Here is a 13,480-nt window from a genome sequence, read left to right as displayed (position 1 = left end):
TGATGTGGTGGGATCGATCGGCAACCTGCACCTCTCCCCAGCGGGGAGAGGTGAACCGCGCCGCGACATATCGATCTAACTCCGGCATGCGTTACGGCTTGGCCGGGCGCAGCTCGACGCCGACGCCCTTGTTGACGAAGCGCAGCGTGTAGGACTTGCGGAAATCGAGATCGGCCTTCACGACACCCGCCTTCACCATCTTGTTGAAGAAGGAGGTGTAGCGCTCGTCGCTCATCGCGCCGATGCCGTTCTTGAGCGACTCGCCGGAATCAACGATGCCGTGTTCCTTCATCTTGGCGACGGAATAGGCCAGCAGATCGTCGGTCATCTCGGGATTGAGCTGCTTGATCATGGCATTGCCGGCGGAATTGTCGCGGTAGATGTAATTGTACCAGCCGATCATGGAGGCATCGACGAAGCGCTGCACCAGATCGGGCTTCTTCTCGGCGATGTCGCGGCGCGTCTCGATCAGGGTCGAGTAGGTGTTGAAGCCGTAATCGGCGAGCAGCAGCACGTTCGGCTTGAAGCCGGCGGCCTTCTCGACCGCGAAGGGCTCGGAGGTGACGTAGCCCTGCATCGCGCTCTTGGGATTGGCGATGAAGGGCTGCGGATTGAAATTGTAGGGCCGGACGTTCTTCTCGTTGAAGCCGTATTCGGACTTCAGCCACTGGAAGTAGCTGGTCATGCCTTCCTTGGAGACGAACAAGGTCAGCGGCTTGAGGTCCTCGATCTTCGCGACCTTGGCGTCCGGCTGCGTCAGCATCACCTGCGGATCCTTCTGGAAGACCGCGGCGATGGTGATGACGGGGACATTGTTGGCGATCGCGTCGAACGACATCAGCGTGTTCGCGGCCATGAAGAAATCGATCTTGCCGGCGATCAGCAGCATCCGGTTGTTCTCGTTAGGACCGCCGGGGACGATGGTGACGTCGAGCCCGTACTTTTTATAGGTGCCGTCGGCGACCGCCTGGAAGAAGCCGCCATGCTCGGCCTCGGCGACCCAGTTGGTGCCGAAGGTGACCTTGTCCAGGGTCTCGGCGCGCGCCGGGACGACCGAGACCAAGGCGGCCATCAAGCCCGCCGTTAACGCTCGCCGCAGATGAGAAGGGCTCATGATGGGACTCCGTCGATCGTGGCTGGCCGATGCCAGTCCAACGCGATAAAACCGCAAGACATCGGGGACGCGAGCCGGCCAGGCCCGCGTCCCCTCCATACCCCAAATTACGTGACAAATTCGGGCAAAGAAACCTCCAAGGAAAACTTGATGACGCCGTCCCGCGACTGGACCGAGATCCGCTGGGCCGATGCCGGCCCAACGGACGCGTCGCGCTGGATCGCGGTGCTGCCGCTGGCGGCGACCGAGCAGCACGGGCCGCATCTGCCGCTCGCAACCGACGTGCTGATCGCCGACGCCTATCTGGCGCGCGTGCGCGAGCTTTTGCCCGAAAGCGTTCCGGCCAGCTTCCTGCCCGTCGAACCAGTCGGGATTTCCACCGAGCATATCGACTATCCTGGCACGCAGACGCTGCCGACCGATGTGGCGCTGAAGAGGTGGACCGCGATCGGCGAGGAGGTCGCGCGTCGCGGGGTGAAGAAGCTCGTCATCATCACCAGCCATGGCGGCAACAGCGCGGCGATGATGCTGGTCGCGCAGGATCTGCGCGCACATCAGAAGCTGTTCGTGGTGACGACGTCATGGTCGCGGCTGTCTGGCGCGGACAAGCTGTTCCCGGCTGAAGAGGTGCGCCACGGCATTCATGGCGGCGCGGTCGAGACCTCGATCATGCTGGCGCGCTATCCCGACCAGGTGCGCACAGATGCGATCGCGGATTTTCCCGCGAGCAGCGTCGCGATGGAGACGCAATATCGCTGGCTGTCGACGCAGCGGCCCGCGCCATTCGCCTGGCAGGCGCAGGATCTCAACGCCAGCGGCGCCATCGGCAACGCGACGCTGGCCGTGCCCGAGAAGGGCGAGCAATTGCTGGATCAGGGCGCGACGGCCTTCTGCGAGCTGCTCACTGAGGTCGATAACTTCGACGTGAACAGGCTCGCCAAGGGCCCTCTCGGCTAGCCAACATCCTCCTGGAATCATTGAGGAAAGAACCTCTACCCGGGGTCGCATCCGCGGTCTTCGAACCGGACGCGCGGAGCCTCCGTCCAACTGGGCACGCGGGCCACAACGGACCGCCTCAACCCGGATGGAGTTTCACATGTCGATCAAGACCAAGATCGCCGCCGCAGCTCTCGCTGCCCTCGCCGTCACCGGCAGCATCATGTCCACCACCTCCTCGGCCGAAGCCAAGCAGCCCGGCTGGGTCTGGGGTGTGGGTGCCGGCATCGCCACCGCCGCTGTGGTCGGCTCCGCGATCGCCGCCAGCAACGACCCCTATTACTACGGCTATCACCGCTGCGGCTGGGTCGCCCAGTACAACGCCTTCGGCCAGTACGTTGGCCGCGTTCGCAGCTGCTACTGATTTGAGTACCTGAGGCCGATCTCACGTGGATCCCGCGTCCGACACGGGCGCCTCATCCACCCCGTGTCGTGCCCCCGACCCCGCCCGGCTGTCCCCCCGGGCGGGGTCAACCATTTTTGGGGCCTGAGAACTTGTTGCAGTCCCGTCACACAGCGGTGCGAACCATCACCTGCGGCAATCCGCTTCAGTTGCTATTGCGAATTAATCGCAATAAGGTTTGCAGCAAGCACGGGGACTTGGGAAGAAATCGCGTCGAATCGAGATCATCTCGGCCGATCGCGTGACCAACCGGAACCTGGTGACAGGATCGTCGCGAATCGGCAGGGATGTCGGTTGCGGCGGATGGGGCGTATTCGCGTTTTGGGGGCGTGCGTTTTGACGTTGAGGGGTCACCGATACCGATATTTGCGGACAGCGGCAGCGATCGCCTCCGGCGTGCTGGCTTTTCCCGCCGCCGGCCGCGCGGCCGATCTGCCGCTGAAGGCACCGGCCTTGAGGGCAGTCTATGACTGGACCGGGCTCTACATCGGCGCGCATGCCGGCTATGGCCACGGTTCGTCCCACTCCGCACTGAACGACGGCACCGCGATCAGCGACAGCGGCGTCTTCAGCGGCATGATTGGCGGCGTGCAGGCCGGCTACAATTACCGGCTCAATTCCGGCTGGCTCGTTGGCGTCGAAGGCGATTTTTCGTTTCCGAACTACATCACCTCCAACTCGATCGTCTCCTCTCTCGCAACACCGGCCAATACGGTCACCCAGCAATGGGACTACACGGCCAGCCTACGCGGCCGCGTCGGCTACACCAGCGGTCCGTGGCTCGTCTACGCCACCGGCGGCTTCGCCTGGATGGGCGAGCGCTATTTCGACACGCCGGCCTCCGGCGCCGAAGTCCCGAAGATCCTGAACACGCGGCCCGGCTGGATCGCAGGTGCCGGCATCGAATACGGCTTCGCACCGCATTGGAGCGCACGGCTCGAATATCTCTATAGCCGCTTCGACGGCGCCAACGTCGCCTTCTCCACGGGGGCCCAATACACCTCCTCGTCGCTCGACTTCCAGCAGGTCAGGCTCGGCCTCAACCGCAAGGTCGATTGGCCGGGCATGCCGAGCTACAATCCGAAGAGCTCCCTGATCGACACGGAATCGGATCGCTGGGAGATTCACGGTCAGAGCACCTATCTGCCGCAGGGCTATCCGTCGTTTCCCGCTCTCTACAGCGGAACGAACTCTCTCTCGCCGTCGGCGCAGGCCAAGGCGACCTGGAGCAACAGCCTGTTCCTGAACGCGAAGCTGTGGGACGGCGGCGAGGTCTATTACAATCCCGAGCTGCTCCAGGGATTTGGACTGAACGACACGGTCGGCGCGGCCGGCTTCCCCAACGGCGAGGCGCAGAAGTCGAACTTCCCCTATCCGCACTACAACACCTCGCGCCTGCTCGTGCGTCAGACCTTCGGCTTCGGCGGCGAGCAGGAAGAGCTCGCGAGCGGCCAGTTGCAGCTCGGCCAGAAGGTCGACGTTTCCAGGCTCACCGTGCAGGCCGGCAAGTTCGCGGTGGTCGACGTGTTCGACGGCAACGCCTACGCCAAGGACACCCGCAAGGATTTCATGAACTGGTCGCTGTGGGCGCCGGGCGCCTTCGACTATTCCGCCGACAAGGTCGGCCTCACCTATGGCGTCACCGCCGAATTGAACCAGAAGCAATGGGCGCTGCGCGGCGGCTATTTCCTGATGGTCGCGGAGCCCAATTCGAATCACTTCGACACCAAGGTCGGGGAGCGCGGCCAGTACGTGCTCGAGCTGGAGACGCGCTTCTCGCTGTTCGGCCAACCCGGCAAGCTCAGGACCATGGGCTGGGTCGACAGTGCCAATATGGGCAGCTTCCGCGAGACGCTGGACAATCCCGCGCTCAACCTCGACATCGCGCAGACCCGGCGCGGCCGCCTCAAGGTCGGCTATGTCGTCAACCTCGAGCAGGCGATCACCGACGACGTCGGACTGTTCGGCCGCTGGAGCTGGAACGACGGCAAGAGTGAAACGCTCGCCTTCACCGACATCAATCGCAGCCTGTCCGGCGGATTGTCGATCAAGGGCACGAAATGGGGCCGGCCCGACGACGTGATCGGTATCGGCGGCGCCGTCAACGCAATCTCCCAGGACTATCGCGACTTCCTTGCCGCCGGCGGGCTCGGCGTGCTGATCGGTGACGGCGCGCTCAACTACCGCAAGGAGCGTATCCTCGAGACCTATTACGCCTATGCGCTGAACAAGGCGCTCACCTTCACCGCCGACTACCAGCTCATCGTCAATCCCGCCTACAACGCGGATCGTGGCCCGGTGTCGGTGTTCTCCGGGCGGCTCCACGGCGAGTTCTGATCGCGGGCGCGCGCCTCGTCCTTCGAGACGCCCGCTTCGCGGGCACCTCAGGATGAGGCTAAGCAGCATTGGTGCCCGTCGAAACTGCTGCCGCGCACTCTGTCCTCATCCTGAGGAGCCCGCCAAAAGCGGGCGTCTCGAAGGATGGGCCACAGGGACGTCGCTCTGCAAATGCGATTGCGCCCCCAGCGGGAGAGACGTTCGCTTTCTATGCGGCCCGGATCGCGTCCAGGAATTTTCCGACCTCGGCCTTGAGACGCGTGCTCTCGCCCGATAGCGATTTGGCTGCCGCGAGCACATTCGAAGATGCCGATCCGGTCTGGCTCGCGCCGCGCTGCACGTCGACGATGCTGGCGGAGACCTGCTGGGTGCCGCGGGCCGCCTGCTGCACGTTGCGGGAGATCTCCCGCGTCGCCGCGCCCTGCTCCTCGACCGCCGAGGCGATCGCAGACGCGATCTCGGACATGCGGGTGATGGTGTCGCCGATCGCCTTGATGGCGCCGACGGAATCCTCCGTCGCCGTCTGGATTCCCGCGATCTGCTGGCTGATCTCGCCGGTGGCCTTGGCGGTCTGCTCGGCCAGCGCCTTGACCTCGGAGGCGACGACGGCAAAGCCGCGGCCGGCCTCGCCGGCGCGCGCCGCCTCGATGGTGGCGTTCAGCGCCAGAAGATTGGTCTGGCCCGCGATCTGGCTGATGAGCTCGACGACGTCCCCGATCCGGCCGGCGGCCTTGGCCAGCTCGCCGACATGGTCGTTGGTCCGCCCCGCCTGCTGCACCGCCTCGCCGGCGACACGCGCGGAGTCCTGGACCTGCCGGCTGATCTCGTCGACCGACGAGGCCATTTCCTCCGCCGCCGCGGCAACGGTCTGCACGTTGGTGGAGGCCTGCTCGGACGCGGCCGCGACGGTCGCAGTGACCTTTTCCGATTGATCGGCCGTGCTCGTCAGCGTTCCCGCCGAGGCCTCCAGCTCCGACGATGCCGACGCGACGGTGTTGATGACGTCGCCGATCATCGCTTCGAAGTCGCGCGCAATCTGGTCCACGCGCTGGCCGCGACGGAGCCTCGCCTCGGCTTCGACCGCGGCCGCCTCGTCGGCGGCCTTCTTGGCGACGAGCGAATCCTTGAAGTGCCGCAGCGAGCCCGCCACCTGGCCGATCTCGTCGTTGCGGCCTGTCGCGGGGATCTCGACTTCATGCTGTCCGGCGGCGAGCGTCCCGATCACGTCCGCGAGCCGGCTGAGCGGCGTCACCACGCGACTGCGCAGCATCATGGTCACGCCACCGAGCGTCCCGAGCAGCGCCAGCACCGCCACGCCCGCGAGGGCGAGCATCGCCAGCGCGCCATCGCGCGCGGAGGCGGCGCGCTCGGCAGCTTCGGCCAGCGCGGCGTCGCGCACGCCGTAGAACATCTGGATGGCCGGCACGATGACACCGGCCAGCTCATCGGCGTTGACGCCGTACTTGCCGTCGCTACGGGCCGCGGGCATTTCCTTGTCCACGACGAGCGCAGCTTTCCCGAAATAGGAGTCCGTCGCCGCCTTCAGCGCGGTGGCGATGCGGGGCGGGTTTCCGAGCTGGTCGATACCGGCCTCGATGCGCTCGCGGTCGGCTTCTACACGCCCCTGCATACGATCCATCAGCGATATCTCGGCCGCCGCGAGCGGGCGGCGTGCGCTCAGCGCCGGCGACAGCGTGGCGGCGCGGCTGCCGGCCGAGACGCGCAGATCCTGCGCCGTCCGCGCCAGGCTCAACAGCGCCGCAAGCGAGGAATCGGCATTGACGACCTTCGCCTCGAGCCGGTTCATGACCGGTTCGATATTGCCGAGCACCTCGGCAACACCGGGCAGGAAACCCTTGATTGCGGCGCTGTCGCGCGCCGCCAGCGGAACGCTCATCGCGCGATCCGCCGCGATGTGGATCTCCTTCAGCCGCCGCGCGGCGCGGTCGAGATGCTCGGCAATCGCTCCGCCGTCATCCAGCACCATGATGGCCCGCCTTGCGCTCTCGAAGGCGGTCTCGGCGGCTTTCGCGGCCTTCGCGGCAACGTCGATCTGGGCCTGCGTTGCAGCGGCTTCCTGGAAGATCGGTCCAATGTAGGGGGCACGAAGGCTGGCGACTTGCTGGCTGACCATCAGGGTCGCACCAAAAGCGTCAACTGTCTTGATCGCGTCGGAGCGGTTCGAGAAGATGCGCGCCTGGGGTATCAGCACCTCGGCGCCGAGGATGACTGCAAAAACCGTCACCGTCAGCATCGACAGCGCGAAGAGCTTCCCGATCCGCATCCTTGGGTCCCCCGAATACATTGCTACAAATGTCGAAAACCTAGCTGTCGGCCACTAAGGGCCCGTTAAGCAAAGGCCCGTAGTTCCGCGGAGTGCCATGGGCCGCGCGGGTCTGCCGAACGCTGTCGTCGCCAGGTTCCCCGTGGTGCGAGATGCGACAGAATTGCCGGGATTTTCCCCGCAAAATACCTATATCAATGCTTGCGTCGCCATCCGGCCGCACTCGCATACCTCCGGAACATCAATGCTCTCGGTCGAACTCGTCATCGTCGTCGTCCTGATCGTCATCAACGGCCTGCTATCCATGTCCGAGCTGGCGGTGGTTTCGTCCCGCCCGGCCCGCCTCTCGCTGCTCGCGGCCAAGGGCGTGCGCGGCGCCGACCGCGCGCTGACGCTGGCGGCCGATCCCGGCAAATTCCTCTCGACGGTGCAGATCGGCATCACGCTGGTCGGCGTGCTCTCGGGTGCATTCTCCGGCGCGACGCTCGGGCAGCGGCTGGCGCAATGGCTGGTCGAGCTCGGCCTGTCCGCCGGCATCGCCGACATCGTCGGCGTCGGCGTCGTCGTCACGCTCATCACCTACGCCACCCTGATCGTCGGCGAGCTGGTGCCGAAGCAGGTCGCGCTGCGCGACCCCGAGAGCATCGCGGTCAAGGTCGCGCCCGCGATGCACGTTCTGGCGCGGGTTTCACTGCCGCTTGTCTTCCTGCTCGATCTCTCCGGCAAGCTGATCCTCACGCTGCTCGGCCGCGGCGGCAAGGCCGAGGAGAAGGTCTCGGAGGACGAGATCCATCACCTCGTCAGCGAAGCCGAAAACGCAGGCGTGCTCGAACCCGGCGAGAAGGAAATGATCGCCGGCGTGATGCGGCTCGGCGACCGGCCGGTCGGCGCCGTCATGACGCCGCGCACGGAGGTCGACGAGATCGACCTGAACGACGCACCGGAAGCCATTCAAGCGATCATCGCCAAGAGCCCGCATTCGCGCTTTCCGGCCTCGGACGGCGAACGCGACAAGCCGATCGGCGTGCTCCAGGCCAAGGACCTGCTGGTCGCGTTCATGAACGAACGCACGCCCGATCTGCGGGCGCTCGTCCGCGAAGCGCCGAGCATTCCCGCCTCGGCGGATGCCCGCGACGTGCTCGCGATCCTGAGGGCCGCTCCGGTCCATGTCGGTTTCGTCTATGACGAGTACGGCGCCTTCGAAGGCGTGGTCACTGCGGCCGACATCCTGGAATCGATCGTCGGCGCGTTCCATTCCGAGGAAGGCCCGCCGGAGCCGGCCTATGTCAAGCGCGCAGACGAATCGCTGCTGGTCGCCGGCTGGATGCCGGTCGACGAATTCGGCGAGCTGCTCGGCATCGAGCTGCCGCCGCACCACCGCTTCTACACCGTGGCGGGCCTCGTGCTGCAACACTTCAACGTGCTGCCCAATGTCGGCGACGCCTTCGACCTCGGCGACTGGCACATCGAGGTGGTCGATCTCGACGGAAGAAGGATCGACAAGATTCTGGCGAGCCGCCGGGATGAGCAGGTGGCGGCGTGAGTTGCGCGCGCTTGTGTGTGATTGTGCGGGACGTCGCACCAATCTCCACTCGTCGTCCCGGCCTAGTGCGCAATTGCGCACTAGGCCGGGACGACCGCGGAGCAAGAGGCGCGAGCTTGCCTCAAGCATAGACCTCACCCGAACTTCACGCCGATCCGCTTTTCCTTGCGCCAGACCACGGTGCACGCCAGTTGCTTTCCGTCGGCCTGGATGAGCAGGGTGAAGTGTTCGGGAATGCCCACCGGGCTGGTGACGTCGAGGGCTGCGCCGGTGTCCGAGAAATTACGGACGGTGCAGTCGATCGCGCCGCCGCCGAACTCGATCGTTCCGGCCTTCAGCACGCGATGTCTGGCTTTGTCGCGTCGCTCGTCCATGGGATGAATCTATACCCAAAGTTGAATCAGACGTTAAGCCATCGCTCTGCTCGCGACAATTCTCTGGCCTCGCGCGGCCGCTTCATATCGTGGCCCGGCGCTTCACAGCGCCGGCTGGAACGTCTCCGCCCGCGCCATCCGCCAGGCGTCGCGGAAGCGCGGGTCTTCCGTGCCTTCGAGCAGTTCGCCCGGACGCAGCGCCGGATAGAGCTGCGCAAATGATTGCACCTGGGTCGTCGACGTCCGTTGGCTGAAGTGGATCGGGCGCAGCTGCTGGGGATGTTCGAGACCGGCCGCGGCGATCAGCTCGGTCAGCGAGTGCAGCGTCGCATGGTGGTAATTGTGCACACGGTCGATCTTGAGCGGCACGTAGAGCGCGCGCGCCCGCGTCGGATCCTGCGTCGCGACGCCGGTCGGGCAACGGTCGGTATGGCAGCTGAGCGACTGGATGCAGCCGAGCGAGAACATGAAGCCGCGCGCCGAATTGCACCAGTCGGCGCCGATCGCCATCGCCCGCGCCATGTCGAAGGCGGTGGCGATCTTGCCGGAGGCGCCGAGCTTGATGCGGTCGCGCGCATTGATGCCGATCAGCGCGTTGTGGACGAAGTTGACGCCCTCGCGCATCGGCATGCCGAGATGGTCCATGAACTCCAGCGGCGCCGCGCCGGTGCCGCCCTCGTTGCCGTCGACGACGATGAAATCGGGATAGATGCCGGTCTCCAGCATCGCCTTGCAGATCGCCAGGAATTCCCAGGGATGACCGATGCACAGCTTGAATCCGGCCGGCTTGCCGCCGGAGAGGCGTCGCATCTCCGCGATGAACTTCATCATGCCAACAGGCGTCGAGAAGGCGCGGTGCGAGGCTGGCGAGATGCAGTCCTCGCCCATGGACACGCCGCGGATCTTGGAGATCTCCTCCGAGACCTTCGCCGCCGGCAGCACGCCGCCATGGCCGGGCTTGGCACCCTGGCTGATCTTGAGCTCGACCATCTTGATCTGGTCTTCGCCGGCGACCCGCGCGAACGCCTCGGGATCGAACGTGCCGTCGAGGTGACGGCAGCCGAAATAGCCCGAGCCGATCTCCCAGATGATGTCGCCTCCCATCTCGCGGTGATAGGGGCTGACGCCGCCCTCGCCGGTGTCATGGGCGAAGCCGCCCTTCTTCGCACCGGCATTCAGCGCACGCACCGCGTTCGGGCTGAGCGCGCCGAAGCTCATCGCCGAGATGTTGAACACCGATGCCGAATATGGCTTTGCGCAATCGGGGCCGCCGATGGTGACGCGAAACTTCTCCTCGGCATGCGTCTTCGGCGACACCGAGTGATGCATCCACTCGTAGCCCTCGCGGTAGACGTCCTCCTGGGTGCCGAACGGACGCTTGTCGAGCTGCATCTTGGCGCGCTGATAGACCACCGCGCGGATGTCGCGCGAGAACGGCATGCCGTCCTTCTCGCTCTCGAAGAAATACTGCCGCATCTCGGGGCGGATTTCTTCCAGCAGGAAGCGGATATGCGCCGAGATCGGGTAGTTGCGCAGAACCGCATGGCCCTTCTGCATGAGGTCGCGGACGCCGAGCAGCGTCAGGGCGCCGAAGATCAGGATCGGGATCAGCAGGATGTCGAAGATCTTGCGGTCGGCGATGCCGAAGCCGATCAGGAGCGCGGTGACGACCGCGCAGATCGTCAGCACGATGAAGCGCGGCGAGAATGGAATCAGCAGGGTTTCCATGGCCCCCTCTTCCAGGGGCCCACGCTTCGATTTTGGCGCTTTGCTATTTTCGTCGGCCACGATTCCCATCCTCTCGCCAGCTTGAGGCGGTACGATACGCCCGCGCCTGTCATACGGATATGACGCGGCGCTTGTTTCAGGCTAGCGAATTCGGCCGCGGCAAATCAATCCGCCGAGAGGTTAGGCTTTTGCAGTGCAGCAGAGGGAGTGGGGATGGGAGGAGGCCGCCGGCGGCCACAAACCGAGCTGTCATCCCGGGCAAGCGTCAGCGCAGACCCGGGATCCATAACCACAGGATTTCGTGACAGAGAAAGCTGTCACTACGAGTCTTCGCCAAACCACGTCCTGTGGTGTGGGTCCCGGATCGGCGCTCCGCTTCGCTGCGCTTGTCCGGGACGACGAGTTGAATGGGACGCGAGATCGCGCCACCCATTCAAGAGGACTCAGCGCTCGACGAACGCCTTCTCGATCACGAAATGGCCGGGCTTGTTGCCGCTGCCTTCGACGAAGTCGCGGCCTTCGAACATCACCTTCAGCTCTTCCAGCATCGCCGGGCTGCCGCACATCATGATGCGGTCGGTCGCGATGTCGAGCGGGCCCTGTCCGATGTCGTTGAAGATCTGCTCGGAGCTGATGAGGTCGGTGATGCGGCCGCGATTGCGGAACGGCTCGCGGGTCACGGTCGGGTAGTAGACGAGCTTGTCAGCGAGCAGCTCCCCGAACAGCTCGTCCTCGCGCAGATTGGCGACGAGCTTCTCGCCATAAGCGAGCTCGGAGACCTGGCGGCAGCCATGCACCAGCACGATGGTCTCGAACTGTTCGTAGACGTCGGGGTCCTTGATCAGGCTCGCGAACGGCGCGAGGCCCGTCCCGGTCGAGAGCAGCATCAGCCGCTTGCCGGGGATGAGGTTGTCGGTGATCAGCGTGCCGGTCGCCTTGCGGCCGACCAGGATGGTGTCGCCTTCCTTGATCTTCTGGAGGCGCGAGGTCAGCGGGCCGTCCTGAACCTTGATCGAGAAGAACTCGAGCTCTTCCTCGTGGTTGGCGCTCGCCATGCTGTAGGCGCGCAGCAGCGGACGGCCGTCGACCTCGAGGCCGATCATCGCGAACTGGCCGTTCTGGAAACGGAAGCCGGTATCGCGCGTGGCGCGGAAGCTGAACAGCGTGTCGGTCCAGTGCTGGACGGAAAGAACCTTCTCTCGGTAAAACGCGCTCATGATTTTCGATATTCCGAATAATTGCGGTTTTAGGGCAAAAGCATTGCCCGGCCCTGAAAGCGGGGCGGACACCATTGCCATGGCGGAGGATTTCGCGTGTGTGATCTACGCCATTGAGACCAATAATCAACCTCGTTTCGGGTGCAATTGATGCCGATCAAACCGGCATTTGCGAGGGAATTGGCCGCGCCATTAACGAATCTGCTGCGCGGCGCGCGCACAGGGCAATTTCTTTTCCCTTTCGGGCTCGACGGCAGCACTTAATTTCCGTCGCGCTCGCGAGAATTTCATTAAGAATAGCTCTGATTTTCACCCCGGCCTGGCGCCGAACCCCGCATTTTTGCGGCTTTTGGCGACAGAAGTGACTGAGACCCATGGCCAGCAGCGAACGCATCTTCGTCCAGGCAATCCGGCGCTATTGCGCCCGCCATGGCATTGCCGTCGACATCCGCTCCGGCGGCTGGCTGATCGCGATGCGCCGGGGCAAGGCGCGCCACTTCGCCTTCGGCTACGACATCGGCCTCAACAGCGCCATCGCGCATCGCCTCGCCAACGACAAATCGGCGACGGCCGAGGCGCTGACGCTCGAGGGCGTGCCCTGCATTCCTCATCATCTCTTCCTCAACCCGAAGCTGGGCAAGGATGTCGTTGGCGCCACCTGGCGAGAGGCAATGCTCGTGCTGCTTCACGACCATCCGCAAGGTGTGGTGGTGAAGCCGAACGAGGGGACATCGGGGCGATCGGTGTTCAAGGTGACGACGGAGGCGGAACTCGACCACGCGGTTGGCGAAGTCTTTTCGATGAGCACGGGGCTCGTGATCTCACCCTATGTCGCGATCGAGCAGGAGATCCGCGTGGTGCTGCTCGATGACGTGCCACTTGTCGTCTACAGCAAGCAGCGTGGATCGGATTGGCGGCACAATCTCGACGCCGGCGCACGGCCGGTGCTGATGGAGGACGGCGAGGTTCGCGCGGCCTGCGTCAGGCTCGCCGCCGACGCCGCCAATGCCATCGGCATTGCCTTCGCATCGATCGACGTGGTCCGCGTCGACGGCTCCTGGCGCGTACTCGAGATCAATTCCGGCGTGATGATGGAAGCGCTGGCGAAGCTGCATCCGGAGCTGGTGCAAGCGACGTATCACGCGGCGCTGGACCGGGTGTTTGGCAAAAATTAGCAGCCACGGGCACGCTGCACCCTCTCCCCTTGTGGGAGAGGGTGGCTCGCCGCCTTGGCGGCGAGACGGGTGAGGGGTCTCTCTCCGCGAGCACACCTCACGCAGCAGCATTCGAGGATAGAACCCCTCATCCGGCGCTTCGCGCCACCTTCTCCCACAAAGGGCCTGTTGCGTTATTGGCTTTTGAGGCTGAAGACGTCACGAGAGAAGGCCTTGGTCGCGGCAATTGCCTGCCAATATCTGTAGTTGTCGCCCTCGGAGGGCGGCTCACGCGGCGATCGTGGCCCACCGCCTCATGTTGAAGGCGAT

At 64.7% G+C, this 13,480-nt stretch carries 10 protein-coding genes; 5 read left to right on the top strand and 5 right to left on the bottom strand.

Annotated features, from left to right (window positions below):
- Nucleotides 1–91: 91 nt before the first annotated feature.
- The gene (locus A3M7_RS0134525; protein WP_027548004.1) at nt 92–1,114 is read right to left on the bottom strand and encodes an ABC transporter substrate-binding protein; all 1,023 of its coding nucleotides are present in this window, start codon (nt 1,112–1,114) and stop codon (nt 92–94) included.
- A gap of 150 nt (nt 1,115–1,264) precedes the next feature.
- On the opposite strand from A3M7_RS0134525, the gene A3M7_RS0134520 reads away from it, so the two are divergent.
- The 3 genes from A3M7_RS0134520 (at nt 1,265) to A3M7_RS0134510 (ending at nt 4,850) form a co-directional block, all read left to right on the top strand.
- The gene (locus A3M7_RS0134520; RefSeq protein ID WP_027548003.1) at nt 1,265–2,071 is read left to right on the top strand and encodes a creatininase family protein; all 807 of its coding nucleotides are present in this window, start codon (nt 1,265–1,267) and stop codon (nt 2,069–2,071) included.
- A gap of 139 nt (nt 2,072–2,210) precedes the next feature.
- Complete coding sequence (locus A3M7_RS0134515) at nt 2,211–2,474, top strand: hypothetical protein (RefSeq protein ID WP_027548002.1); 264 nt, start codon at nt 2,211–2,213, stop codon at nt 2,472–2,474.
- Nucleotides 2,475–2,879: 405 nt separating this feature from the next.
- Nucleotides 2,880–4,850 (top strand): carbohydrate porin, encoded by a 1,971-nt coding sequence (locus A3M7_RS0134510; RefSeq protein ID WP_027548001.1) that lies wholly within the window; start codon nt 2,880–2,882, stop codon nt 4,848–4,850.
- 208 nt (nt 4,851–5,058) lie between these two features.
- Here the strand turns inward: A3M7_RS0134510 and A3M7_RS0134505 are convergent, their stop codons facing one another.
- Nucleotides 5,059–7,134, bottom strand: a complete 2,076-nt coding sequence (locus A3M7_RS0134505; protein WP_027548000.1) for a methyl-accepting chemotaxis protein — start codon at nt 7,132–7,134, stop codon at nt 5,059–5,061.
- Nucleotides 7,135–7,378: 244 nt separating this feature from the next.
- On the opposite strand from A3M7_RS0134505, the gene A3M7_RS0134500 reads away from it, so the two are divergent.
- Entirely contained in the window at nt 7,379–8,677 is a 1,299-nt protein-coding gene (locus A3M7_RS0134500) for a hemolysin family protein (RefSeq protein ID WP_027547999.1), read from the top strand.
- A gap of 134 nt (nt 8,678–8,811) precedes the next feature.
- On the opposite strand, the gene A3M7_RS0134495 is transcribed toward A3M7_RS0134500, so the two are convergent.
- From A3M7_RS0134495 to A3M7_RS0134485, 3 genes are all read right to left on the bottom strand, one after another.
- Entirely contained in the window at nt 8,812–9,051 is a 240-nt protein-coding gene (locus A3M7_RS0134495) for a PilZ domain-containing protein (RefSeq protein WP_027547998.1), read from the bottom strand.
- A 102-nt stretch (nt 9,052–9,153) separates the two neighbouring features.
- Nucleotides 9,154–10,779 carry an FMN-binding glutamate synthase family protein gene (locus A3M7_RS0134490; RefSeq protein WP_049823871.1) on the bottom strand — a complete coding sequence of 542 codons (1,626 nt, stop codon included), beginning with the start codon at nt 10,777–10,779 and terminating at the stop codon, nt 9,154–9,156.
- 443 nt (nt 10,780–11,222) lie between these two features.
- Entirely contained in the window at nt 11,223–11,996 is a 774-nt protein-coding gene (locus A3M7_RS0134485; protein WP_027547996.1) for a ferredoxin--NADP reductase, read from the bottom strand.
- Between the two features lie 374 nt (nt 11,997–12,370).
- On the opposite strand from A3M7_RS0134485, the gene A3M7_RS0134480 reads away from it, so the two are divergent.
- Nucleotides 12,371–13,171 (top strand): RimK family alpha-L-glutamate ligase, encoded by an 801-nt coding sequence (locus A3M7_RS0134480; protein WP_027547995.1) that lies wholly within the window; start codon nt 12,371–12,373, stop codon nt 13,169–13,171.
- The last annotated feature ends 309 nt before the right edge of the window (nt 13,172–13,480 follow it).

The organism is Bradyrhizobium sp. WSM2254 (assembly GCF_000472645.1).
In the GTDB taxonomy this organism is placed as follows: domain Bacteria; phylum Pseudomonadota; class Alphaproteobacteria; order Rhizobiales; family Xanthobacteraceae; genus Bradyrhizobium; species Bradyrhizobium niftali.
This window is presented reverse-complemented; position numbering and strand designations above follow the sequence as displayed.